General features: G+C 55.6%; 24 protein-coding genes. 7 read left to right on the plus strand and 17 right to left on the minus strand.

What is annotated here, in order from left to right; all coding sequences use genetic code 11:
- Nucleotides 1-63 precede the first annotated feature (63 nt).
- Nucleotides 64-1,344, minus strand: coding sequence for an adenosylhomocysteinase (gene ahcY, locus SYN7336_RS14430; protein WP_017326660.1), 1,281 nt, complete (start codon nt 1,342-1,344; stop codon nt 64-66).
- Nucleotides 1,345-1,740: 396 nt separating this feature from the next.
- On the opposite strand from ahcY, the gene SYN7336_RS14435 reads away from it, so the two are divergent.
- Entirely contained in the window at nt 1,741-2,340 is a 600-nt protein-coding gene (locus tag SYN7336_RS14435; protein WP_017326661.1) for a peroxiredoxin, read from the plus strand.
- A 112-nt stretch (nt 2,341-2,452) separates the two neighbouring features.
- On the opposite strand, the gene SYN7336_RS14445 is transcribed toward SYN7336_RS14435, so the two are convergent.
- Nucleotides 2,453-3,100 (minus strand): trans-aconitate 2-methyltransferase, encoded by a 648-nt coding sequence (locus SYN7336_RS14445; protein ID WP_017326663.1) that lies wholly within the window; start codon nt 3,098-3,100, stop codon nt 2,453-2,455.
- A gap of 69 nt (nt 3,101-3,169) precedes the next feature.
- Between SYN7336_RS14445 and cobJ the strand changes: the two genes are divergently transcribed.
- On the plus strand, nt 3,170-5,110 hold the full coding sequence (cobJ, locus tag SYN7336_RS26015) for a precorrin-3B C(17)-methyltransferase (protein WP_017326664.1): 1,941 nt from the start codon (nt 3,170-3,172) through the stop codon (nt 5,108-5,110).
- Nucleotides 5,111-5,188: 78 nt separating this feature from the next.
- Here cobJ and SYN7336_RS14455 read toward each other — a convergent pair whose 3' ends face one another.
- Complete coding sequence (locus SYN7336_RS14455; RefSeq protein ID WP_017326665.1) at nt 5,189-8,182, minus strand: glycerol-3-phosphate acyltransferase; 2,994 nt, start codon at nt 8,180-8,182, stop codon at nt 5,189-5,191.
- 177 nt (nt 8,183-8,359) lie between these two features.
- Between SYN7336_RS14455 and psb34 the strand changes: the two genes are divergently transcribed.
- Both psb34 and SYN7336_RS14465 read left to right on the plus strand, forming a co-directional pair.
- Nucleotides 8,360-8,527: a photosystem II assembly protein Psb34 gene (psb34, locus tag SYN7336_RS30935; protein WP_017326666.1), complete on the plus strand. Its 168-nt coding sequence runs from the start codon at nt 8,360-8,362 to the stop codon at nt 8,525-8,527.
- Nucleotides 8,528-8,580: 53 nt separating this feature from the next.
- Nucleotides 8,581-8,772 carry a chlorophyll a/b-binding protein gene (locus SYN7336_RS14465; protein ID WP_017326667.1) on the plus strand — a complete coding sequence of 64 codons (192 nt, stop codon included), beginning with the start codon at nt 8,581-8,583 and terminating at the stop codon, nt 8,770-8,772.
- Here the strand turns inward: SYN7336_RS14465 and SYN7336_RS14470 are convergent.
- Nucleotides 8,769-8,957, minus strand: coding sequence for a hypothetical protein (locus SYN7336_RS14470; protein WP_017326668.1), 189 nt, complete (start codon nt 8,955-8,957; stop codon nt 8,769-8,771). The two genes, SYN7336_RS14465 and SYN7336_RS14470, sit on opposite strands and share 4 nt — an antisense overlap.
- Nucleotides 8,958-9,127: 170 nt before the next feature.
- Here SYN7336_RS14470 and SYN7336_RS14475 point away from each other — a divergent pair, with 170 nt between their 5' ends.
- Complete coding sequence (locus SYN7336_RS14475; RefSeq protein WP_017326669.1) at nt 9,128-10,285, plus strand: ferrochelatase; 1,158 nt, start codon at nt 9,128-9,130, stop codon at nt 10,283-10,285.
- Between the two features lie 130 nt (nt 10,286-10,415).
- On the opposite strand, the gene SYN7336_RS14480 is transcribed toward SYN7336_RS14475, so the two are convergent.
- Entirely contained in the window at nt 10,416-10,883 is a 468-nt protein-coding gene (locus SYN7336_RS14480; RefSeq protein ID WP_017326670.1) for a DUF4079 domain-containing protein, read from the minus strand.
- A 376-nt stretch (nt 10,884-11,259) separates the two neighbouring features.
- On the opposite strand from SYN7336_RS14480, the gene SYN7336_RS14485 reads away from it, so the two are divergent.
- Nucleotides 11,260-11,679, plus strand: coding sequence for a tellurite resistance TerB family protein (locus SYN7336_RS14485; RefSeq protein ID WP_162139109.1), 420 nt, complete (start codon nt 11,260-11,262; stop codon nt 11,677-11,679).
- Nucleotides 11,680-11,721: 42 nt separating this feature from the next.
- Here the strand turns inward: SYN7336_RS14485 and SYN7336_RS14490 are convergent, their stop codons facing one another.
- The 4 genes from SYN7336_RS14490 to SYN7336_RS30940 form a co-directional block, all read right to left on the minus strand.
- Entirely contained in the window at nt 11,722-12,126 is a 405-nt protein-coding gene (locus tag SYN7336_RS14490; protein WP_017326672.1) for a response regulator, read from the minus strand.
- Nucleotides 12,127-12,254: 128 nt separating this feature from the next.
- Nucleotides 12,255-13,397, minus strand: a complete 1,143-nt coding sequence (locus SYN7336_RS14495) for a GNAT family N-acetyltransferase (protein WP_017326673.1) — start codon at nt 13,395-13,397, stop codon at nt 12,255-12,257.
- 193 nt (nt 13,398-13,590) lie between these two features.
- Nucleotides 13,591-14,745 carry a hypothetical protein gene (locus SYN7336_RS14500; RefSeq protein ID WP_017326674.1) on the minus strand — a complete coding sequence of 385 codons (1,155 nt, stop codon included), beginning with the start codon at nt 14,743-14,745 and terminating at the stop codon, nt 13,591-13,593.
- 20 nt (nt 14,746-14,765) lie between these two features.
- A complete protein-coding gene (locus SYN7336_RS30940; protein ID WP_017326675.1) occupies nt 14,766-14,927 on the minus strand; it encodes a hypothetical protein in 162 nt (53 codons plus the stop codon).
- Between the two features lie 20 nt (nt 14,928-14,947).
- Here SYN7336_RS30940 and cysQ point away from each other — a divergent pair, with 20 nt between their 5' ends.
- Nucleotides 14,948-15,766: a 3'(2'),5'-bisphosphate nucleotidase CysQ gene (gene cysQ, locus SYN7336_RS14510; protein ID WP_202951109.1), complete on the plus strand. Its 819-nt coding sequence runs from the start codon at nt 14,948-14,950 to the stop codon at nt 15,764-15,766.
- A gap of 27 nt (nt 15,767-15,793) precedes the next feature.
- Here cysQ and SYN7336_RS14515 read toward each other — a convergent pair whose 3' ends face one another.
- From SYN7336_RS14515 to mutS, 8 genes are all read right to left on the minus strand, one after another.
- The gene (locus SYN7336_RS14515; protein WP_017326677.1) at nt 15,794-16,228 is read right to left on the minus strand and encodes a hypothetical protein; all 435 of its coding nucleotides are present in this window, start codon (nt 16,226-16,228) and stop codon (nt 15,794-15,796) included.
- Between the two features lie 415 nt (nt 16,229-16,643).
- Nucleotides 16,644-16,823 carry a hypothetical protein gene (locus tag SYN7336_RS26025; RefSeq protein ID WP_017326678.1) on the minus strand — a complete coding sequence of 60 codons (180 nt, stop codon included), beginning with the start codon at nt 16,821-16,823 and terminating at the stop codon, nt 16,644-16,646.
- Nucleotides 16,824-16,966: 143 nt separating this feature from the next.
- A complete protein-coding gene (locus SYN7336_RS14525) occupies nt 16,967-17,527 on the minus strand; it encodes a Uma2 family endonuclease (RefSeq protein ID WP_026101019.1) in 561 nt (186 codons plus the stop codon).
- Nucleotides 17,528-17,601: 74 nt separating this feature from the next.
- Nucleotides 17,602-18,891 carry a SufS family cysteine desulfurase gene (locus SYN7336_RS14530; protein ID WP_051039917.1) on the minus strand — a complete coding sequence of 430 codons (1,290 nt, stop codon included), beginning with the start codon at nt 18,889-18,891 and terminating at the stop codon, nt 17,602-17,604.
- A 236-nt stretch (nt 18,892-19,127) separates the two neighbouring features.
- Complete coding sequence (locus SYN7336_RS14535; protein ID WP_026101021.1) at nt 19,128-19,439, minus strand: HigA family addiction module antitoxin; 312 nt, start codon at nt 19,437-19,439, stop codon at nt 19,128-19,130.
- A gap of 13 nt (nt 19,440-19,452) precedes the next feature.
- The gene (locus SYN7336_RS14540) at nt 19,453-19,746 is read right to left on the minus strand and encodes a type II toxin-antitoxin system RelE/ParE family toxin (protein ID WP_017326682.1); all 294 of its coding nucleotides are present in this window, start codon (nt 19,744-19,746) and stop codon (nt 19,453-19,455) included.
- Nucleotides 19,747-19,825: 79 nt separating this feature from the next.
- The gene (locus tag SYN7336_RS14545) at nt 19,826-20,398 is read right to left on the minus strand and encodes a Uma2 family endonuclease (protein WP_017326683.1); all 573 of its coding nucleotides are present in this window, start codon (nt 20,396-20,398) and stop codon (nt 19,826-19,828) included.
- 75 nt (nt 20,399-20,473) lie between these two features.
- Nucleotides 20,474-23,089: a DNA mismatch repair protein MutS gene (mutS, locus tag SYN7336_RS14550; protein ID WP_227498679.1), complete on the minus strand. Its 2,616-nt coding sequence runs from the start codon at nt 23,087-23,089 to the stop codon at nt 20,474-20,476.
- Nucleotides 23,090-23,180 lie beyond the last annotated feature (91 nt).

The raw sequence follows: 23,180 nt of genomic DNA on the forward strand, positions 1-23,180 counted from the left end.
TCGCCGATCGAAGGGCTGAAAAGAACTGTCTCAACAGACAGCAAATCAGGCTGTCAGGAGAAATTAGGTGCCCACAGTCCAGGAGCTGAGGTACTCAATCTGCTCGGCAGTAAGGCGATCGATTTCGATACCCATCGCAGCTAACTTCAGGCGAGCAATCTCTCGATCCACCTCGGTGGGAACAGACAGCAAACCGGGCTGTAGCTGGCCTTTATTCTTCACCAAATATTCGCAAGCCAGCGCTTGGTTGGCAAAGCTCATATCCATCACCGCGCTGGGATGCCCCTCAGCTGCCGCCAGGTTGATCAAACGACCTTCCCCCAGCACGACAATGGATTTGCCGCTCTTGAGTTTGTACTCCTGCACGAAATTGCGGGCATCCCTTACCTCAACCGCTTCAGCACCGAGAGACTCCAGATCGATTTCAATGTCGAAGTGACCGGAGTTGCAGACGATCGCCCCATCCCGCATCACGGCGAAGTGCTCGGCCCGAATCACGTGCTTGTTGCCGGTCACCGTAATGAAAATATCCCCTTGCGCCGCCGCTGCCGACATGGGCATGACGCGGAACCCATCCATCACCGCTTCAATCGCGCGCACCGGATTGATTTCGGTGACGATAATATTGCCGCCCATGCCGCGAGCCCGCAGTGCCGTGCCCTTGCCGCACCAGCCATAACCCACCACCACAATGGTCTTACCCGCCAATAGAATATTGGTGGCGCGAATAATACCGTCGAGGGTGGATTGACCGGTACCATAGCGGTTGTCGAAAAAGTGCTTGGTGTCTGCGTCGTTCACATTGACTGCGGGAAAGGTGAGTACGCCGTCGTTAAACATTGCCTGCAGGCGCACGATGCCCGTTGTCGTTTCTTCGGTGGTACCGATGATGTCGCCAATTTGGTCTTGGCGCTCGGAGATGAGAGTGGCGGTAACGTCGCTGCCGTCATCAATGATGATGTTGGGCTTGTGGTCCAAAGCGATCTGGACGTGGCGGCGATACATGGCATTGTCTTCACCCTTTTGGGCGTAGACGGGAATGCCGTAGTCGGCCGCCAAGCAGGCGGCGACATCGTCTTGTGTAGAAAGCGGGTTGCTGGCAATCAGAACAGCGTCAGCTCCCCCCGCTTGCAGGGCGATCGCCAAATTGGCGGTTTCGGTGGTGACGTGGCAGCAAGCGGATAGCCGAATCCCCTGTAAGGGTTTTTCAGCCGCAAAGCGATCGCGAATTTGAGCCAGTACGGGCATTTCGCGTGCCGCCCACTCAATCCGCTGTTTGCCCTGAGGGGCCAAACTCAAATCTTTGACGTCGTTATCGACGGCAGTTGGAGCAGTAGTAACCATAAAATCCTCGCATGGCAGGTGTTTGAGAGCAGAGCCGCGACCCAGCGCCTATCGTCAGAGCTCGGCTTCAACTGGCATCTACCGTCCATATCGGTGAATGCGTACCCAGCTAAAGCTTGTCAGAGGTCCGAATCGCGATCGCTCAGTCACAGGTAGGGGGCAGACCTGCCCATTCGCTGCGATGCATTTCGGTTAACAAGTCTAACGTAACTGCGGCAAGAGGGAAAACCTTTACGGGCGAGAAGTACCGCTTGGCGGTTCGAGGAGGCGATCGCAAAACCCTTCTCAGCCCAAAGCTCCCAGTCCCGATCTCAGCTTTTTGCACATCCTTAGTCAAAGTCGTTACGAGTATGATATGCTGACACTCGTTAAAGATTTTTTCGAGGAGATATCTCCATGAGCGAAGTCACTCCCCTGAAGATTGGCACCCCCGCCCCCGACTTTAAGGCAACCGCTGTCATCGATCAGGATTTTGAGACCATCAGTCTGTCGCAGTATCGCGGCAAGTACGTCATCCTATTCTTCTATCCCCTCGACTTCACCTTTGTTTGCCCCACTGAGATTACCTCGTTTAGCGATCGCGCTGGCGAGTTCTCTGCTCTGAACACCCAGATCCTGGGGGTTTCTGTAGACAGTGAATTCTCTCACCTCGCTTGGGTGCAAACCGATCGCAAAGCGGGTGGCGTGGGCGATGTAAACTATCCGCTGGTCTCCGACCTGAAGAAAGAACTCAGCACCGCTTACGGCGTTTTGACTGATGAAGGCGTCGCCCTGCGCGGCCTGTTCATCATCGATCCCGAAGGGGTCGTTCAGTACGCCACTATCAACAACCTCGGCTTTGGCCGCAGCGTTGACGAAACCAAGCGCGTCCTGCAGGCAATTCAGTACATTCAGTCTCACCCCGACGAAGTCTGCCCCGCCAACTGGCAGCCTGGGGAAGCAACCATGAAGCCCACCCCCACTGAGTCCAAAGACTACTTCGCGGCGATCGCCTAACTCGGTCAATATCTGGCCCCATCCTCTGGATGGGGAAACCCAAACAGGATGGGGCCATCGGTCTCATCCTGTAACTCATTGAATTCTGCAGAATGTGGGCGAGCCATCCAGCTCACTCAATTGCTCGCTCGCCGTAGATCGCCAGGTACATATCTCCCACCTCCCGAACCGACAACCCGCTGATTCCAGTGCCTTGCAGTTGCTCCTCCACTTCAGCAGCGGTGAAGGCTGCGCACAATGAATTAAAGAAATCCCGACGCAGAATTTCCGGTTCCCCTATTGCCAATGCATCGACGATCGCGCGCGCGGTCTCTGCAGACTCCGGGCGTTTGAGATCGACAACACAGATCTTCGTTCCAAGCACCGCAAGGCTCTCGATACAGTCCCACAGCACCACTGGATTGTGAAGGTGGTGCAAGAGGCTGTGAGACATTACTAGGTCGTAGGGTTGCTGGGGGATCGCGTCACTCGGGAGGGTCGTCACTAAGAAATCTACATGCGAGTTGAGCTCGGGATGGGTCTCGATCTCTTTGCGGGCCAGGTCTATCATCGGTTGAGAGCCGTCCACTCCGAGAAAACTGGCCTTGGGGTAAGCTCTGGCGAATCGGAATAACACATCTCCCGAGCCGCAGCCTAGATCCAGCACCGTGCCCGTTAGCCGCAAGGATGGAAAGAAAGATCGCACCAGCTCGACTCTTTGGCCGTGCGATCGCTCGAAATCAGCCTTGTGGTAAGCATGCGCTTGCTCCCAGTCATCCATTAGTTCTGGTTCGAGTACCCTTTCCATCAAGTCTCTCCGGCTATTTCTGTCAAACACCAGTCCCTCTGAATGAGTATCTCGAATTTCCGGGCGGATGTCCGTCGGCCTGCTGCCAGACCCATTGCTATCCTCGCTCCCACCCCCACTGCCTGCGCGATCGCCCAGCAATTGCAAGCTGGATTGGCAGAGGCTGTGGTGTGGACTAAAGCCAGCTCCGAGAGCGAGTCGGCAGAGCTTGAGAGGGTTCGCACATATACTGGATCGCTCGCAGCAGTCGTACAGCAGGTCTGGCAAGAAGCAGAGGCGCTAGTGTTCGTGCTGGCGACTGGGGCAGTCGTTCGTTTGATTGCTCCCTACCTAGCCGATAAAAGTACCGATCCGGCAGTAGTGGTGGTAGACGAGGGGGCGAAGTTTGCCATTTCGCTGTCTGGCGGTCACGGGGCTGGAGGCGATCGCCTCACCCGCGAGGTGGCAGCATTGTTAGAGGCCACGCCCGTTATTTCCTCGGCCTCCGAAGTGCATCAGTTGCCGGCCCTCGATACGTTGGGAAAGTCCTTTGGCTGGCAGCGGGGAGCAGGGGATTGGCTGGGGGTGGCAAGTGCAGCGGTGCGAGCGGCAGCAGGGGCAGGGGCGATCGCCGTGCGGCAAACCTGCGGCTGGACAATGTGGCAGCAGCAATTGCCCGATCGCCATCCGTTGGTTTGGGAGGTGTCCGAACTGAGCGACGAGATTCCGATCCGAGCCACCCTTTGGATCTCCGATCGCCGTCCCCCTGCAGACTTGCCGCAGCCCTATGCCTGTTGGCATCCTCGGACGTTGTGGCTGGGGGTAGGCTGCGAGCGGGGGACTGCTGCGGCCACGATCGAGCGGGCGATCGCCGATCGCCTTGCGGAACTGGGGTTGGCTCGCGCAGCGGTGGCGGGACTGGCCTCGATTGCTCTGAAGGCGGATGAAGCGGGTTTATTGGCTGTTGCTCGCCAATATCAGTGGCCCCTGCGCTGGTTTGAGGCTGCCGAGCTGGCCCGAGCTACCGTACCCAATCCCTCCCCTGTTGTGGAGCGGGCGGTGGGAACGCCCTCGGTGGCAGAAGCAGCGGCGTTGCTGGCGGCCGAGAGCGATCGCCTAGTGGCCCCCAAACAGGTGTTGCGGGTTCCCGATGCGGGAGCTTGCACGGTGGCGATCGCTCGGGCCGAGTGCGAATATTCGCCGCGATTGGGTCAGTTACGGCTAGTGGGGATTGGTCCTGGATCGCTCGATTGCTTGACCCCTGCAGCTCGTCAGGCGATCGTGCGGGCCGATGCTGTGGTGGGCTACCAACTGTATCTCGATCTCGTTTCCCCCCTGCTGCGCCCCCAACAGATTGTCTGTGCCAGTCCGATAACGCAGGAGGTGCAGCGGGCCGATGGCGCGATCGCTTTGGCTCGACGGGGCCTGTCAGTTGCCGTGCTCTCGTCAGGAGATTGCGGCATTTACGGCATGGCGGGTTTAGTGCTGGAGCGCTTGGCCCAAACGGGTTGGGACGGTCGCTCGCCCCAGGTGGAAGTTGTCCCTGGCATTACTGCCCTGCAGGCGGCGGCGGCTCGCGTTGGCGCTCCCTTGATGCACGACTTTTGTGCCATTTCGCTGTCAGATTTGCTCACCCCCTGGCCGGTTATCGAACGGCGTCTAGAAGCGGCGGCGGCGGCAGATTTTGTTGTGGCCCTCTACAATCCGCGATCGCAAACCCGCACCCGAGGAATTGCCACCGCCCGCGATATTTTTCTACGCCATCGCTCTCCCGCGACCCCGGTAGCGATTGTCCGGGCTGCCTATCGGTCTGACGAATCCATTCAAATCACGACACTAACGGATTTCGATGTCGCTGTTGTCGATATGCTGTCAACCGTTCTCATCGGCAACAGCAACACGTTTGTTTGCGAGGGATATGCGATTACGCCCAGAGGATATCTCCGCGCTTATTCCAGCATGACTTCACCGTTGACACACCCAGATGCCGATAGATGTTCTTGACGAGGATATCTTTCAAGGCAGTGTGTCTGGAGCTCGATCCTTGCCTGACATCCTGACAGAAAGCGCGAGATTCCTGCCTTACTCCAACAGTTCTACAGTGCCAGTGCGGCCATCAATCCGAATGGTTTGGCCATCTTCGAACAGTTGAGTGGCATGGGCAATATCCATCACCGCCGGAATGTTGTATTCGCGAGCCACGATCGCGCCGTGGGATAGCCGTCCCCCCACTTCCGCCACTAAACCTGCTGCCCGAGCCAAAATCGGTGCCCAGCCCGCATCGGTATAAGGCACCACCACAATCGTATTGGGGGGAATTGGGGTGGCAGTTTGGAGGGTGCGAAACACTTTGACCTGGCCTTGCACCTGACCCACACTGGCCCCAATGCCTTGCCAAATTCCCGAACCACGACTGGGATTGACACTAGGAATGAAGTCGGAGGGAGGATTGTTGCCATAGATAATGAATGGAATTGAAGTCTTAGCTCGGTCTCGCTCGAATTGGGCTCGTCGCTCGGTCACTAAGCATTGCATCTCCTGCGCCGAGGCTTGCGCCGGTTCAGTCATCCAGCGACGCAGTTCCTCATAGGTCAGAAAGAACAAATCTCCAGGTTGACTTAATAAGCCCCGCTCGATCGCGAGGGCTTCTAGGGCTACCGAGCTCCAACGCAACTCTGCCAACAACTTTAAATAAACCGTGGCCACGCGACCTTTCAAGCTCAGGCGTTGCTGTACTAGATTTCGTCGCCAGCCGGATCGCTGCCTATCTGTATCGCTCGGCACTGGACTGGAGGTGGACGCAGAGGTTGAGGCAGGAGAACCTGCTTGTGGCGGATGTAAAAAGAACTGGGTAAAGAGCGCCTGCACGGGCTGGGGATCTTCGCGCCAAGTGGGAACGGCAATATCGGTACCCACTTCGCTGAGATAACCATAACGATCGACAATTCGATCCAGTTCGGCCAGCAGCTTCTGGCCATCGGGATCTTGGCCTATGGCATCAAACAGGGCTGAGGGCTCTGAAGGGTCTTCGTCCTCCACGGACAGAGCTGCGAGGTGGGGCCAGCGCTGGCGAGCCGATTGCGCTAAGTTTTGGATCGCTCGCAAAGAAGCCACTTCTGGCAGTTGGTTTTGGTCCAGAACGGTATCGGGGACTTTGAGTAGGGTCTGCCGCAAGGCAAAACTCAAGGGGGCGAGGATGCTGTAGTAGGTGGCTCGTTCGAGCTGAGCCAGGAGTACTTCAATCCGCTCTAGGAGTTCGAGGCTGGAGAGTTGAGCTGGCGATCGCCGCTTGAGTTGGGTCGAGATGGGATCGAACTGTTGCGCATTGTCCCGCTCGAAATCTTGCATTAAGCTCCACTCTCGACCCAGCAACCGCCCCAGTCCGGGTAAATTTCTCAGAGTGCTCGACAGTGGAGGTTTGCCGAACTTAGCCCCACGGGTGAGAAACTCCAAGCTTTCGGCAGGCAACCCCATGCGTCGAAAAATTTGCCCTAGCAGGGTTGCATTGAAATAAGCCTGGGAATAGTGCAAGGTAGCCGTTTCGCCAAAGTCTAAGCCTTGGGTCCGTTGACCCAGAACGATCGTAAAAATCTTCCCCCAGACCCCACAGGTCAAGGGCCGATTGAGCGACCAGGTCAGGGGACGAATTGCCCCCGGAATCACTTCCGCCGCTATTTTACGGGTCCAAATCGGCGTCAGGGTGGTGATGGGACGAGCTTGCAACAGCCAAAGTTTGCGGCCATCGAAACTCCACTCGATATCCTGAGGAATGCCGTGGTAACGCAGCTCCAAATGCCGCGCCAAGTCAGCCACCCGTTGCACCAACGACAGGGGGACGGAGCCATCTAGCTTTAAATCTGGCTCAACTTCGGTCACCTCTATCGGACTTAATTCTTCTAGGGCTCGATCTTGCACTTCGATCCGGTATTGTTCCGGGGTGACTCGGCCCGACACCACTTGCTCTGCACCCCCCGCTAAGGCTTCAACCAAAACGCCATCACCCTGACCGATCGGATCGCGGCTAAAGGCAACCCCGGCATAAACCCCTTGCACTTGCCGCTGCACCAACAAGGCCATGCCTCCCCGATCGCTCAGCTTGCGATCGCGGCGATATTGTGTGGCCCCGGCCCGATGATAAGAAGCCCGACATTGAAGAATTGCCTGCTCTAGGTCGGTTGGGTTGGCAACATTCGAGACGGATCGGTATTGCCCCGCAGCGGAAGCATCGATTCGATCCTCCCCCAGGGCTGAAGAACGCACCACCCATGTGTGGCTCCAAGGAGAGTCTTCAGCGGCTTGCATGTGGCTCAAAAGCGATCCAGCACTAGCCCCGCTCGGCAAAATCCAGCCGGAAGGAATAGGGTAGCCCCATTGTTTCAACTGGGCCAGAGTGGCTGCTTTTTGGCCCATGCGCTCGACGCTGGGACGATTGTCTAGAGACCCAATCACATCGCGACCTCTCAGATAGCGGAACATCTTGCGGGAGCTCGAGTTGCCTCGGACTGGGGACAGAGCTAGATCGTCGGGGATTTGACGATAGATCCAAGCGATCGCGAGACTGAGGCCAATGACTGCAGCAACCCTAGCCGGACTCTGGGGATGGCGTAAGGCTTCCACCACTGGCAATAGACCTAACACTCCCCAGCGGACTAGGTGTCGTCGTCGCACGAATCCAAAGCTGATACCGGCAACCCCAAAAATAAGCAGGGCCGCGATCCAATCGTGGACGATATATCCCCAAACCACATTGGTCGTACCTGCGCCTCGGGTTGCGACATAGCGACCCAGTACCAGGGCAATCAGAGCGATCGCTTCCCAAGCGGGCAGGTCGGGCAACAGGAAACGAGCCAAGAGCACTGCCCCAATTCCTTTTACAGCCTCGGAGAGCACCGCTAATAGCCCTAGCCCAGTCCCACCGTGGTAAAAAGCTGCGGAGACGCTGATATTGCCAGTACCCAGATCGGATAACTGCTTGCCCCCCAATCCCCGCACAATCCAGGCGATCGCGGGCAGTCCTCCGAGCAAAGGACAAACTGTACAAAGCATCAGCGCAGCCCAGACTGGCGAAAAAGTCATAGATCGATCGAGAGAGTCCGAGCACTAAAGATAAGTTAGCGCGAGGAAGCAAGATTGGCCTAGCGATCGTGAGGCCCAAGACTGCGGTTTTGCTCAGTCCCGGGAAAGAGCACTTGCAATCTCGTCAAGTTTAATTTACATTAATTTACATAAGGTTACATTTCTTCGGAGCCCATTATGTATCGTGTCGATGAAACCGGTGTCACCAACAACTATGCCGATATGCCTGCAGCATACGTTGCCACCTATCCGACCAAAGCCGAACAACAGACCTATGCCCTGCAAGGTGCTGTCGCTATCTTGCTAGTCACTACTTTGTTGCTCACCGCGTTTGGCGTTAGCTAGCCAATTGCAACGCTGCAAACCTAGATTCACGATTGAAGGAGAGGAACTCAGATATGAATATTACTCAAGCCGTCCGAGAACGCCAGCAACGAGAGGCCAATTTAGGTCTCTCTCGACCCAAACTTGGTTTCACCGACTATGCCGAGAAATTCAACGGTCGGTTAGCCATGTTAGGGTTCGTCATCGGTCTTGCAACAGAATTCCTGACTGGCCAGGGTATCTTGTCTCAACTCGGATTGTTCTAAAATTCAACATCAGTTCTAGACAGCCAGCGGTAGCGATGCAAGCGATCGCCGCCACAGAAATCGAGCAAACCCCCGATTTGCTGGGGGTTTTCCCCATTGGCTTTTAGAATCGCGCTCGCTAGCCCCCGTGACTGCAACACATCTGCCGAAGAGCAAGCGGAAAACTTTCTGAGAACATCCGCCAACCGGCGATCGCAGCTATTACGATGGGCGAAGTTCGCTGTCAGTCACTTCCGCTCGGTCCCAATCCCAAGGGTTCCAAAGCGCTCGGAAGGTTGCACGGCGGACGTCGAACTTGAAATTTCACCTGGAGGCTAGCAACCTTGCCATGCAGGTAGGGTTGCTTTGATTGTGTATGACAGGTATTGCAAAGGTAGCCGTTCTACTGTGTGGATACGGCGAAGTTGAAAATTACGAGGAGTTTGCGGACTACAACGAGCGGGCACTGCGCTTACTCGCGTCTAAATTCATTAAATTTCCCGAGTTTTCCATCCCCTGGCTGGCGAAAGCATTGGAATTTACCGATCGCCGCGAGTGGAGTCAACAAAGCCACTATCACTCTCCCCACAACGAAATTTTCGAAGCCCAGCGAACTGGGCTAGAACAAGTGCTGCAGGAGCGATACGGCGATCGCGTGGCAGTGTTCAAAGCCTTTAACTTTTGCGAGCCCTTCCTGCCCCATCAAGTGCTGCAGCAGATTCGCGAGCAAGGATACGATCGCCTGCTAATTTATCCCCTACTGGTGGTGGATTCGGTCTACACCAGCGGCTTGGCCCTGCAGCAAATCAACGAAGCCTTGGGCAGCGACCACGACTGGATTGAAGACCTGCGTTACTTGCCCAGCTTTTTCGATCGCCCCGAATACCACCAGTGCATGGCCGAGCGCATTGAAGCGCGTCTCGAAGATCTGCAGGGAAACTATGCCCGCTCCCAAATCGGCATCATCTTGCTCAACCACGGCTGTCCGCTAGATTCCAAAGGGTTCGAAAGTGGCATTCGCGAAAGTGAAGCGCTGTACAGCAGCATTCGCGATCGCCTCATCCACCGCTATCCGCTCGTGTCCATCGGCTGGATGAATCACGATACCCCCGGCAAGTGGACTATCCCCGATATGGAACAAGCCGCCACCAATCTCTTAACCACTGGAGCAAAAGCGCTCGTGTTTGCCCCCATCGGTTTTGCCACCGAGAACCACGAGACAATGCTGGATGTGGGTTATGCCATCAAAAAGTTTCAGTCTCGGGCTGAATGTCTCCATCTCGATTGTTTGAATGACGATCCGGCGTTTTTGCAGGTGGCAGCCGATTGGATCGATCCGCTGGCCGCCGAGCTACTGGGAGTGGAACGGGCTGCTCAAACCGCCGCAACCCCGTCGCTTGCCAGCAAGCCCCCGACGCCCAATCGCAATCTCGATCTCCATAAACTGCTTTCGGGCAACGGCCACCATCACCACCATCACCATGCCAACGGTCACTCTCACAGTTCTGGGAAGCACCACCATCACCATCATTAACACCGGATTAATCCAGGATTAATGCTTGCGTGCCACATTCACATACAATGGCTTGAGCGAGGGCATTCAAGTCACCTGGGTTGTCAAAAGTTTGACCCGGGTGACTTGTCCTATTGAGACAACTGCTGGACTAGGGTAAATACTTTTGAACTGCAATCCAGCCCGTCCAGGAGACCCAGCTTAAGGCCAGCACGAGCGAGCCATTCGCCGCGAGATGCACCGATCGCGCCCAGGGTCGGAGGGGATGAATTTTGGGGCCAGACCAAACGGATAGCACTGTCAGACTGACGACCGCGAGGCCAGCCGGTAGGTGTTGGGATTGGCCGAGCCTGCCATAGTGTCCCAGGGTGCCAATAAGCCCGATCGCCAGTAGTTCTAAAACGGTCAGCCCCAGCAGAATGCCCAGACGGTAGTGCAGGCGACGCAGACTCTGGAGCCTCCGCAATTGAGATCCTGTGGCTGGGGCGACTTGGTATTGCAGGCGTTGGCGACGCATCGTCCAACCCAGAACGGCCAAACAAAGCACGAGCGCAATTGTCAGACCCATGGACCAAGCGGCAATCTGCCACAACCACATAAAAGAAGGTAAGTCCAGCATGGAGTGAGCTCAGCCCTAACGACACCACCCCATTTTGGCTTGGGGGAAACCATATGGGGCATTGAGAGGATTTGAGGTCGGGGTTTAGAATAAGCTTTTATGACTGGATATCGTTCGATGGTTAAGCGATCGAGTGAAAGCGAGTTGGCAGAAGATAGGGCTTTCGTGACTACTCTCACCGCTAACCCTACGGGTCTAGCAGGAGCTTCTCAGACTCACGAATGAGAGTTGCTGTTTCACAGGCATCCCAGCGGATAAGCCTCCACAGCCAGAGAGCGGTAGTCCAACCGCCCTGCGTTTACCTATCCTATCCCCCTCCCCGCCAAACGCTCTGCATTCTGGCGGGAGTACCCCGGAGGTCATGATGGAGGCAGCAATGGCTGCCAGTGCGCTTGTCGCCTGGTCTGATGGCACGATTGCCCCAAGAGAACTGTCCATCAAAGACTTTTGTCTCGAAAACCTGAGCAAGCTAAACATTTTCGAGCCCCACGAGGCCAGCGATATTTTTCTGCGATACGTGCGGAGTTTGCAAGACAATCCAACGTCTGGAAAAGCTGAAGTTCTCGAAGCCATTGACAAGCTGCCCGATAACAAGCGAGATAGCGATCTGTTGATTTCAATTTGTATTGGAGTGGGCAACTGCGATTGCGATCTCAGCCAGGAAGAAGTTGACGCGATTGTTGAAGTGGGCCAACAGTTGGGGGCCAGCACTGGGGACATCCTCGCAAAGCTGGAGCAGGTCAAACCCAAGCTCGATGCCACACTCGATCCGCTCACGGGCTTGCCGCGAGATTGAAGCGATTTTACAAGATTGAGGCAATTCGAGAGAGGCGATCGCTCAAGAGATCGACGCTCGAGCCAACTGTTCTACCTTTTGTACCAACGCCTGCTGATCCACCACAGGCTTGGCGATATAGCCCTCTGCGCCACTCTCGCGTAAAAACAGCTCGCGATCGCCTCGCATGGCGTGAGCCGTTACCAAAATGACTGGCACTGACTGCGATTGCGGGTTTTGCTTCAACAATTGCGTAATCCGAATGCCATCCACCGACTCCCCTTTGTAGGTACTTTGAGACAGCGATACATCCATCAACACCGCAGAAATTTCGCCGCCTGCCACAATCTCTAAAATCTCTACTACATCCTGACTTTGCACCACCTCAAAGCCACCCCGCTTCTTCAAAATGGTGGCAAACACGCGGGCATTTAACGGATCGTCTTCAACGAGTAAGACTTTGACCATTACGATCTCTCGGGACACCAGGATAAGCAGAGCTTACCCAACAGAAATCGGCTACTCGACAATAGATGCGCGATCGCGCAATTTGCAGATAGAGTTTCCGCATCGGGGGATAGACAGGCGGTTCTGTTCTAAGACTGGCGAGAATCGGGGGGTGTTTGGCTGTCGTCGAGGGAGAGGCGATCGATGCGCTCGGGTAGGGGTTGTTTGACCTGAAGCCCCCGCAAGACACTATTGAGTTGCTGCAGACTTTCGAGATTGAGGCGACTCTCCCGCACTTTGTGAAACACCGAACGCGACATGAGTAGTGTCCGCTCCATATCCGTTGCACCAATCTGCAAGAGACACTGCTCTCGCTCGGGCTGGTAATCTGCAGAGGCCAAATAAAGCGATTGTGGCTGGCATTGCTGCGTCAGTCGGGCCATCTTGCCAATCAACTCCGGGTACAGCCAGGTATAGGCCGGATGCACGGTCAATTGAGCGACGTGGGGTTGATTGCCCGTATGGGCGAGCTTGAGGTTGAAGTAGCCGATGGCGCATTTGCGATCGGCTTCGAAGACATAGGCTTGTACCCGTTCGGTGTTACTAACCGATTGCTTGAGATTGTCGATGGAGCGATCGAACAGCGTTTGTTTGAAATCGCTGACATCGCGATCGTAAATTTGGCGGACCTGTGGCGGCATCGAAGCAGTGTCTAGCTGGTATAGCAAATAGGAATCGCTATTGCTGACGGGCTTGAGATTGAGGGGCGAAATCTTTTCTTCGGCCAGCTCCACCAGTTTGGCAGGATCGAGGGACCAATAGGTGAGTTGAGCGAGCTGCTGAAAGCCGTTGCAGCGGTAAAGGGCCATTGCCCCTTTGTTGTGGATGTTGACCTCTAACATCCAGGTGCGGGCTTCGCGAAACTGTTCGGCACAGTGGCGCAACAACTGCGAGCCAATGCCCTGCCGTTGGGCGCGGCTCGATACAGCAATGTGATCGATGCGCCAAGTGGTGCGGTTGCGGTTGAACGGCGACACCTGAATCATGCCGAGGATATCGCCCTCCCGCTCGGCCACATGTACGTTAAAGGTGTGTTGAAACCGGTTGGGAAATAGGCTGAGGGCTTTAAGGGGACCGTACCAACGGCGAATGCGGCGAATTTGACCGGCAATATCCACCGAACGGCTGCCGTATTCGTCGGCAAAAGCTTCTTCAAACAGATCTTCAATTGCATCCAAATCGCTGAAACGGACGGGGCGGATAGCAATATCGGTGGCAGAGTCGTCAGTCACGATCGAAAGCCTCTCAAAGCAGTGAGTGAAACGAAGGTTATTGTGCTCGGGGGTGCGGAACGGCAATTGCAGACGGGGCCGGCACCCGGAAATCGCGGATCGCTCCGAGCCCCGTGCTTACAACAATAGTGCCAGTGAAGTCGGAAAATTGTCCAAATAGAGCGAACTCGTACTGAGACTCAAGTACTGAGACTCAGATGTTGTCGCTCTGAGGGCGAACGAGCAAGAGCGGTGTTTGTTCGTCAGCGTTGCCCGCCGGGTTTTCCCGCAAAGCACGGATCAGCCGAGCGGGCACAATGCCATCTGTGGCTGCCAGTATCTTAACTTCTTTCAAATCGTTCGCATCGACGATCGCCGTTTCCATCCCCGTTTGGGCCTTCACCTCTGCCACCGTGCGATCGGGGTGGGCCGGTCCGAGCACCAGAAATTGGTCGTAAGGAGGAATAGTGCCGGTGACATCGTCAATCAACGCGGCTTGATAGCCAGCCAGGGCATAAAATACACCTGACTTGCCCAGTACTTTGGCTGCAGCACCGAGGATAAAGGCGATCGCCACTTGCCAAGCATTAGAGGAATCAATCAGGGTTTGCATGCCGTAGGCACTGCACAGGCTGGTTTTGGAGGGGAAGAAGAAACACAGCCGCCAAGCCAGCCAACCCGGCTGGATATTGCCGGGATAGCGATAGTTGCCCTCCACAATGGCGGTGGCGGTTTCGGCGAGGACGAGGTAGTCGGTGGGCTTGGCAAAGGGCTTGGCGTAGCGCTCGAACACGGCGGGGAGGGTGTCCTGCGAATTGAGCAAATGGGTGCGCACGGGCAATACGAGAGCGCCATCCCGCTGCTGCCAATCGCTTTCGCTGCTGGGTTGGGGAGCGCTGAGGGGGACGATCGCGTGACCGGTTTTGAAAATGCGCTGTTGCCGGCCGTATTGCACGAACTTTAACTGCAGCCAAGCCACTTGCAGGCGATCGATCGCCTCCCCAGCCAGTTCGATCTCGAAGGCGATCGCCAGCTTTGTTTTGGGACCGACCAAAGTGGCACTCCAATAGTTGTCCGAGCGGGGAAATTCGGGGTTGACCAGTTTCAGGTGCGATTGAATGCTCTCGGTGGAGCCGCTACCCAGTAGCACCAGGTTGGGTTCGATGTCGGCCAGAGTGACTTCGTAGACTGGATTGCGGTTGTAAGCCACCATCTTGCCTGCGAGCAGATAGCGATCGGGGTTGGCGCGATCGCAGGTCCATCCTTCCGGCTCGATTTCTAAGGCATCGGGCTCGCGACGGCGGTAGAGCCATTCAAAGGCCAGGGCAATGGCGGCGATCGCCAGCAGCACTGTCAAAATCGCAACCATACAGCATTCCTCTGCACCACTCAATCTGCGAAGTTATCATAGCGGCTGGAACGCTCGACATCAGTAAATTCGCTGCGGCAGGGGGGATAGACTGTCTTATGATGCAGGCGTTTGCCTCGCTCGGACGGCCTGCGATCGAGCTGAGGGGCAACGACAGCGGCAGCTAAACTAATACGATGCAATGCGCGAGGGAGAATCGGCAGTGAGCGATCTAAAAGACCTATTGCCCCGCGTCGTCGAGATTGCCAAGCAGGCTGGCGACGCCATTATGGCTATCTACAACAATGACGAAGATTTCGAGACCACTTACAAAGACGATCGCTCTCCCCTGACCAAGGCCGATCTACTCTCCAACGAAATTATTGTGAAGGGTTTGCAGGAGTTAGCCCCCGAGATTCCGATTCTCTCGGAAGAGTCGAAGCAAACTCCCTATCCAGAGCGCTCTGGTTGGTCTCGTTTTTGGCTGGTGGACCCGATTGACGGGACGAAGGAGTTTATCAAGCGCAATGGCGAGTTTACGGTCAATATTGCTTTGGTTGATAGCGGCCAGCCGGTTTTGGGGGTGGTTCACGCTCCTGCTCGCACGACGACTTATTGGGGGGCTGAAGGGGAAGGGGCGTTTCAGCAAAATGGCGGCGGTGTAGCGGAACCGATGCAGGTGACTCAAACCCATGCAGGGCTGGAGGCGATTGCGGTGGTGGCCAGTCGCTCTCATGCCGGTCCCGAGACGGTGGCGTTTTTAGACCGATTGGAGGCGGCGAATGGGGCGATCGCCAAGGTGTCGGCGGGGAGCTCGTTGAAGTTGTGTTTGGTGGCCTCGGGGGAGGCGCAGTTGTATCCCCGCTTTGGTCCGACGATGGAATGGGATACGGCGGCGGCTCATGCGGTGGTGGTGCAGGCGGGGGGGGCTGTGACGAATATGGAGGGGGTTGCTCTGCGGTATAACAAAGAGAATTTGCTCAATCCGTTTTTTGTGGTCAGCGATGGGTCCGGTCTGGATTGGAAGGCTTGCCTTGAATGAATCATTCCACGGCTCTGCGCTAAGGTTTTAGCCAACCGCGTACAGTTTCGAGGGGAATGCTGACGAAGGGATTGTTGGTGAAGAGGGTTTTGAGGAGTTCGGAGCCGCCGGATTCGAGGGCGCTGAGGAGGCGGTCTTTAGCCACTCATCCAACGCATCCACCGCCGCATCCCGTTCCCGCGTCGCCTGCTGCGCCTCAGACTTCTCCTTTTCCTGCTCCGCATCCGCCTCGATCGCCCCATTCAGCCGCTCCGTCGCCCCAATCTGCTCGCTAAACTCCACCTGCTGCCGTTGTTGAGCCGCCAACGCCGCATCGTACAGCAGCACCTGTCCTTCCCCAATCCGCACCTCCATATATCCATACTCCGCCAGATCGGAAGCAATCTCAGGCACCGCTAACCCATTGGCGATCGCTACCCGAGCCGAATTGAGCAATTCTTCTACATGCAGTGGGGCAAGCATAGTTCAACATTGAACACTATTGGCTAAGAGCCTAGCGCAACCCATCCCCACAACCGCAATTTTTCCAGAAAGGTTCGCAATACGTTCCGCACCCAAGCGCACAACAACTATACTCTCTTGACGATTTTTAAGTGTCGCAAAAAGATTTCTCAAGACCTCCCAACGTTTTCTCGACATCGCCCAGCGGTTAACGATTGAGATCGGGATTTTGGCATTGTTTGAAGCCCGAGCCTGCCTGAGAATGATTCCCGCATGGCTAGTACATCGTCAAGCTAAAAATCAGGGATCGAGGAATATTCCTCCCCTCTCCCCAAGGAGAGGGGTCGGGGGTGAGGGTTAATGCAGCGAGTTGAATTCCGATCGCAACTGAGCTTCACCGTCCTAATGTCTAAATCTGACAAAGCACTAGATACACTCAGGACTTTGAGTCCTGTTCGGACAGTGCTCGGACGTCTTCTGACGAAAGCTCGGTGAGCAGACTGATTTGCTCGACAGACATTCCTTGACGCAACAGCTTGAGCGCGATCGCCCGTGCGCGATTGAGTTCTCCCTCTTGTCGGCCCTCTTGATGGACTTCTCGATGAAAAGCGGGCATGTTTGATGTCTTATGTCTCGGCACAAACTGATAGCTGCGATCTCTCGATCGGCCCAAGCATTCGCACGGCGCAGTCGCGATCGCACTATGCATCCGGCTCAGCTTCTGCAGACAAGCCAGATTGTTGCAGTAAGCTAAATATTTTATCCCATTTTTAACCAATCAAACACTCGATCGACCGTGAGAGCTAGTTCTAGTTCGGGCAAGACCGAAAGGACTCGATCGCTCTGGCATAGGACGGGCTGTTTTTGGGGTTGGAAGAGCAAAATACTGAGATCGTCTGGGTCGAGGAACCAACCTAGCTGGCTACCATGCTCCAGGCAATGGAGAATATTTCCTAGCACTTTGTTGGCTCTTTGTTCGGGGGAAAGGATTTCAATCGTCCAATCTGGCGGCAGGTTGAAGTTGTCAGGGACTTCTCCTTCTGGGGTGAAAGGGATTCGGTCCCACCGAAAGACTGCTACATCTGGGACAATGGATCGCCCGCCAAAGCTACATCTCAATTCTGGGAAGGCATAGGCAATTTTTGCTTCCTCTGCGACTTGATTGATGGCGGCACAGAGTTTTCCTTGCAAGCGGCTATGTCGTCCCTTTGGCATGGGTTTTTGAATGATTTCACCATTGATGTATTCGCTTGCAGGTTTAGTTTCTGGCAGTTGCAGAAATTCTTGCAGTGTCAATGGCTTAGAGAGTGTTTGAACCATTCGGTTGACCTGCAAAACGATAAGGCAAGTTTCATCTCTTAATTCCACTGGGGAAAAAGACTTCCATTGCGCGACTAGGCCATCGCGCTAAAAAACTCAATCGTGCTCTTCAAAGCCTTGAGAAACGCATCGATATCAGCTTGGGTGTTGTAGAAATAAACGCTTGCCCGAGCCGTTGCAGACACCCCGAGTTCGCCGTGCAGCGGTTGCGTGCAGTGGTGGCCCGAGCGAATTTCTACCCCCTCTTCATCCAATAGCGCCGCAATGTCGTTGGCGTGGATTCCTTCCACCGTAAATGACACCAATCCTGCCCGATCGATCTCGCCGCTCTCGGTCCAACTGGGGCCGTATACCCGCACTCCCTCAATCTCGGAGATGCCTGCGAGTAAGTAAGCCGTTAGTGCTTGCTCGCGATCGTGAATGCGATCCATGCCAATCTCGCTGAGATAATCGACTGCCGCCCCCAACCCGATCGCCTCAGCGATCGCCGGAGTACCCGCCTCGAACTTGTGGGGTAAATCCGCATAGGTGGAGCGTTCTAGCGACACATCTGCAATCATCTCTCCCCCACCCAAAAACGGCGGCATCGACAGCAGCAGATCCTCTTTGCCGTATAAGAATCCACTCCCGGTCGGCCCGCACATCTTGTGCCCGGAAGCCACCAACCAGTCACAGCCAAGCGCCTGCACGTCAACGGCCATATGGGGAACACTCTGGCAAGCGTCAATCAAGACTTTGGCCCCATACTGCTGGGCCAACTGTGCAATCTCTGCCACTGGGTTGACGCAGCCCAACATATTGGAAACGTGAACGGTTGCCACTAATTGAGTGCGATCGCTCAGCAAACTCCGGTAATGCTCCAGATCGAATTCGCCAGTTTCCGTCAGACGAACGAACTTGAGCGTAGCGCCAGTCTTTTGGGCCACGAACTGCCAGGGCACCAAATTACTGTGGTGCTCCATGACTGACAAAATCACCTCATCTCCAGCCGCGAGGTGATTCATCCCCCAGCTATAGGCAACGAGGTTGATCGCTTCACTAGCATTGCGCGTAAAAACAATTTCTCTGGCAGAGGTCGCGTTGATAAACTGAGCGACCTTGACCCGCGAGAGCTCGTATGCGTCTGTGGCTTCCCGACTTAAGGTATGTGCCCCCCGATGGACGTTGGCATTACTGCTGCGATAGTAGCGATCCATTGCCTGCAGCACCGCCTCGGGCTTCTGCGATGTGGCAGCATTATCCAGATAAACCAACGGTTTGCCATTCACTTGCCGCGACAGGATCGGAAACTGCGATCGCACCTGCACCGCCAGCGCGTCATCGACGGTCAATCTGGGCTGCACGGCAGCAAGAGTTGCAGACATGATGGTATCCATTCGTTACAATGCGTCTTCAAAGCCCGAGCGGCTGCTTCCGATCTGCCCCCGATCTGACTGGGACCACTCCGTCGGAGCCGCTCGAATTTCAGTATGACACTGCTCTTCAACCCAGGCAAAAACAGTCCTCTCGCTGAATTCTATACGGCGCGGAGCAGGCGATCGCGCCGATCGCTCGGTCTCCGAGGGAGTAGAGAAGGATAAATGGAGTTTTTGGGGAGAAGTTACAAGACTTCTGAGGAGCGTGGGACGATCGCATCTAGTTCGCTTGCTTCTTCCTGTTGAGCGCGATAGAGGTCACAGCGTAGCTGTAGATTCATCCAAAAGCTGGGAGTCGTCCCAAAATACTTTGCCAATCTTAGAGCGGTTGAAGGAGTAACCCCTCGCTTCCTCCTCACTAATTCATTGACCCGTTGAAAGGGCACTTGGAGAGCTTTGGACAGATCGCTCTGACTCATCTCCAAAGGCTCTAGGAATTCGTGGAGTAACATTTCCCCTGGATGGGTGGGAGTTCTATGGGTTGGAATCCTAACCATGAAACCGATCCCCTCAGTGATAGTCTACGATTTCGACGTTGGCCGGACCGGCCTCGGTCCAATCAAAGCAGATGCGGTACTGCTGATTGATACGGATGCTGTATTGGCCCCTTCGATCTCCAAACAGCTTTTCTAACCTGTTACCTGGTGGAGCGGTTAATTCTTGCAGCACTACCGCCGAGTCCAATTGGTCCAGCTTGCGGACAGCAACAGCCCAGAAGTTGACGGGACAAATCTTGCGAGCAGCTTTGCTGCGTAAGCCGTTGAAAATATCCCCGGTACCCTGGTTGGCAAAGGTTTGAATCACACTCCCAAATTAGCATGATAGTTGTTATAACGTGTTAGCAAGTCTGGCCGATTGAGCGAGATCGATGAACGAGGCTGATTCAGTTCTGCCACAGACGCAACAAGTCCAGCGTCAATCCCGGCAAGAGAGGATCGCCAGCGATCGCATCTGTCCGAACGATTTTGGTCTCGACATCTGGCTGATAGACCTCCACCGTGCGGCGAATCGGATCGATGAGCCAGCCCAAGGGCACACCTGCCCTGGCATATTCCTGCATCTTTGCCTGTAACTCCTGTAAGGAATCGCTAGGAGAACGCAGCTCGACGACAAAATCAGGCGCGAGGGGAGGAAACCCTCGTTTTTGCTCGGGAGTCAGCTTATCCCATCTCTCTCGCCATACCCAGGCAAAATCGGGCATGCGCTTGGCCCCATTGGGAAGCTGAAAAATCGTCTGAGAACTAAAGCCAATCCCAGAGGGATTGCGCGCTGCCCAGTGCCCCAATTGACTCAACAAGGCAAATTCGCGACGGCCAGCTTCGCCGCCAACGGGGGGCACCACAATCAGCTCTCCTTTTGCGGATAACTCAAAGCTTGTCAAGGGATTCTGCTGGCAAATTTGCTCGAATTGCCAGTCGGTTAACTGGACAGCGGGAGCTAGGATGATGCTGGTCACGGCGAATCCATAGTCTGGCTTCTAGTCTAATCGAGGCAAGCGTTTCGGGGTCAATCGTCACGAGAAACACGCCCTCTAAAACGGCAGTTCCCCTTGCTCGACACCACTGGTGTCAGTAGGTTGCTTTTTGCCATTGCGCCCATTCGTATGGCTGCGACGCAGCCCGACAGCAATGTGACTGTGCCGATCCACCTGCGCGAGCACTTGGCGGGCGCGTTGAATCACGCTAGAGGGCAACCCGGCTAGACGACCCACTTCGATACCGTAAGAGCGATCCGCCCCGCCAGGACTGACTTGATGCAAAAAGATAATTTCGTCTTCGAGCTCCTTCACCACCACCTGAAAATTCGCCACGTTGGGCAGGATTGACGCGAGTTCGTTCAGCTCGTGATAGTGGGTGGCAAAAATTGTGCGGGACTTCAGAACTTTCGCGAGATACTCGGCCACAGCCCAGGCGATCGAGAGTCCGTCAAACGTCGCCGTTCCCCGTCCGATTTCATCCAAGAGCACTAACGATCGCTCTGTCGCGTGGTTGAGAATATTGGCCGTCTCGTTCATTTCCACCATAAACGTCGACTGACCCGTCGCCAGATCGTCCACCGCCCCCACGCGGGTGAAAACGCGATCGCAAATTCCCAATTCGGCAAACTCGGCAGGCACGAAACTGCCCATCTGTGCCATCACCTGAATCAATCCCACCTGCCGCAAATAGGTGCTCTTGCCGCTCATATTCGGCCCCGTCAACACCATCAAATCTGCCGACTTGCGCGTGCCCAACTTGAGGGAATTGGAGACAAACATACCCAACGGTAGCGATTGTTCTACGACTGGATGGCGAGCCTCCACCAGATTTAACGTGCGATCGCCCACCATCTGCGGACAACAGTAATTGAACGCAGCGGCAATCTCGGCCAAGCCGGCCAGGATATCGGCAGTGGCGATCGCCTCCGCCACCTCCCGAATCAAGCTGGCATAGCTCCCCACCTCCATGCGCAAAGCGAGGAAGAGATCGTATTCCAACTGCTGAATCTCAGTTTGAGCGGTGAGAATGCGAGCCTCCCGCTCCTTTAACTCGGGGGTAATATAGCGTTCTTCATTGACCAGTGTTTGCTTGCGAATGTAGTCTGCGGGAGCCTGTTTGGACTTGGCTCGGCTGATGCTGATGTAATAGCCAAATGCCTTGGTAAACCCCACTTTGAGGGTGGGAATGCCGCTGCGCTCCCGTTCGGTTGTTTCCAAGGCGGCAATCCACTTTCGATCGCTTTCCACCTGCGATCGCAATTCATCCAGCGCAGTATCCACCCCCGCTTGCATTAAGCCCCCTTCAGTCAACGTCAGGGGAGGGTGGGGCACGAGGGTTTCGTGCAGAGTTTGACTCAATTGTTCTAATTCTGGATCGACGGCCTGCAACCGCTGCAGCAACTGTGCCCGAGTGCCTGCCAGCAGCATGGCCAGCTCTGGCAGTTTCTCTAATGAATTGGCTAACCCCACTAAGTCGCGGGCGTTAGCGGTTCCCGAGCCCGCTCGCCCCGCCAGCCGCTCTAGGTCGTAGACTTCGCTGAGAGATTGCTGCAGTTTGGCGCGCAGGTGTCCGTCCTCCAGCAACTCGGCGATCGCCGCTTGACGCTGCTGAATTTTGGCAATGCTCAACAGCGGTTGCAGCAGCCAGCGCCGCAAGGCCCGCCCCCCCATCGCGGTGCGAGTGCGATCGAGTGCCCACAGGAGCGATCCGTGCAGTAGGCCATCTCGCACGGTTTGCAACAGTTCCAGATTGCGGCGGGTCTGGTAGTCAATAATGAGAAATTCGTCGATGGTGTAGGTCTGCAGCCGCTCTAGGTTGAGGGCGGTGCCTTTGCGGGTATCGCTGAGATAGTGCAGCAGGCCACCAGCAGCACGGATGGCGAGGGGCAGGCGATCGCAGCCAAATCCTTCCAACGATTTCACCTTGAGGGCAATCAGCAGCTCGGAGCGAGCTTCCCCCGCTTCAAACGGACGTTGGGGGCGCAAGGTATAGCAGAATTGCTGCGGCAATCCCTCGGGAATGCGACCGCCTCCCCCCTCGCCGGGACGAAACAATCCCAGCCGATCGCCGGTTTCGTCTACGGGCAACAGAATTTCGGCAGGTTGCAAGCGCAAGAGTTCTTGGCTGAGACGATCGATCTGTTTGTGTTGCGCGACCCGAAATTCGCCGGTGGAAATATCGGCATAGGCTAAACCCCATTCTTGGTTAGGCGATCGCCCCACCAACACTACCGCTGCCAAGTAGTTGTTTTGGCGGGCGGCCAGCAAGCCTTCTTCTAAAATGGTTCCCGGCGTCAAGACTCGCGTCACTTCCCGCGAAATCAATCCTTTGGATTGGTCGGCGGATTCCATTTGCTCGCAAATGGCGATCGCGTATCCCTTTTGCACCAACTGGGCTGCATAGCGATCCATCGCGTGATGGGGCACCCCCGCCATCGGAATCCGTCCCAACTTTTTATCCGGTCGCCCGGTCAGGACTAATTCCAATTCGCGAGCAACGGTGTAAGCATCCTGAAAAAACGTCTCGTAAAAATCCCCACAGCGATACATCAAGACTGCCTGCGGGTATTGCGCCTTCATTTCGGCGTAGTGGGCCATCATCGGCGTTAGCTGCTCTCGATCCATCTCCAGCACGTTCCACCGCTCGATCGGATCGTCCAGCGCGGGCATGCGATCGGGGGTATCGGTCAGAGGATTGAGGGATTGGGACATCGTTGCTGGAGGGGTGAGAAAAAAGAGGACAGTTCGCCAATCGCGGTGG

The organism is Synechococcus sp. PCC 7336, from assembly GCF_000332275.1.
GTDB lineage: Bacteria > Cyanobacteriota > Cyanobacteriia > Thermostichales > PCC-7336 > PCC-7336.

Excerpts from the sequence above, each read along its gene's own strand:
- ahcY (WP_017326660.1), bottom strand. The coding sequence starts at position 1,344 with ATGGTTACTACTGCTCCAACTGCCGTCGATAACGACGTCAAAGATTTG.
- SYN7336_RS14435 (WP_017326661.1), top strand. The coding sequence starts at position 1,741 with ATGAGCGAAGTCACTCCCCTGAAGATTGGCACCCCCGCCCCCGACTTT.
- SYN7336_RS14445 (WP_017326663.1), bottom strand. The coding sequence starts at position 3,100 with ATGGATGACTGGGAGCAAGCGCATGCTTACCACAAGGCTGATTTCGAG.
- cobJ (WP_017326664.1), top strand. The coding sequence starts at position 3,170 with ATGAGTATCTCGAATTTCCGGGCGGATGTCCGTCGGCCTGCTGCCAGA.
- SYN7336_RS14455 (WP_017326665.1), bottom strand. The coding sequence starts at position 8,182 with ATGACTTTTTCGCCAGTCTGGGCTGCGCTGATGCTTTGTACAGTTTGT.
- psb34 (WP_017326666.1), top strand. The coding sequence starts at position 8,360 with ATGTATCGTGTCGATGAAACCGGTGTCACCAACAACTATGCCGATATG.
- SYN7336_RS14465 (WP_017326667.1), top strand. The coding sequence starts at position 8,581 with ATGAATATTACTCAAGCCGTCCGAGAACGCCAGCAACGAGAGGCCAAT.
- SYN7336_RS14475 (WP_017326669.1), top strand. The coding sequence starts at position 9,128 with ATGACAGGTATTGCAAAGGTAGCCGTTCTACTGTGTGGATACGGCGAA.
- SYN7336_RS14480 (WP_017326670.1), bottom strand. The coding sequence starts at position 10,883 with ATGCTGGACTTACCTTCTTTTATGTGGTTGTGGCAGATTGCCGCTTGG.
- SYN7336_RS14485 (WP_162139109.1), top strand. The coding sequence starts at position 11,260 with ATGGCTGCCAGTGCGCTTGTCGCCTGGTCTGATGGCACGATTGCCCCA.
- SYN7336_RS14490 (WP_017326672.1), bottom strand. The coding sequence starts at position 12,126 with ATGGTCAAAGTCTTACTCGTTGAAGACGATCCGTTAAATGCCCGCGTG.
- SYN7336_RS14500 (WP_017326674.1), bottom strand. The coding sequence starts at position 14,745 with ATGGTTGCGATTTTGACAGTGCTGCTGGCGATCGCCGCCATTGCCCTG.
- SYN7336_RS14515 (WP_017326677.1), bottom strand. The coding sequence starts at position 16,228 with ATGCTTGCCCCACTGCATGTAGAAGAATTGCTCAATTCGGCTCGGGTA.
- SYN7336_RS26025 (WP_017326678.1), bottom strand. The coding sequence starts at position 16,823 with ATGCCCGCTTTTCATCGAGAAGTCCATCAAGAGGGCCGACAAGAGGGA.
- SYN7336_RS14525 (WP_026101019.1), bottom strand. The coding sequence starts at position 17,527 with ATGGTTCAAACACTCTCTAAGCCATTGACACTGCAAGAATTTCTGCAA.
- SYN7336_RS14530 (WP_051039917.1), bottom strand. The coding sequence starts at position 18,891 with ATGTCTGCAACTCTTGCTGCCGTGCAGCCCAGATTGACCGTCGATGAC.
- SYN7336_RS14535 (WP_026101021.1), bottom strand. The coding sequence starts at position 19,439 with ATGGTTAGGATTCCAACCCATAGAACTCCCACCCATCCAGGGGAAATG.
- mutS (WP_227498679.1), bottom strand. The coding sequence starts at position 23,089 with ATGCCCGCGCTGGACGATCCGATCGAGCGGTGGAACGTGCTGGAGATG.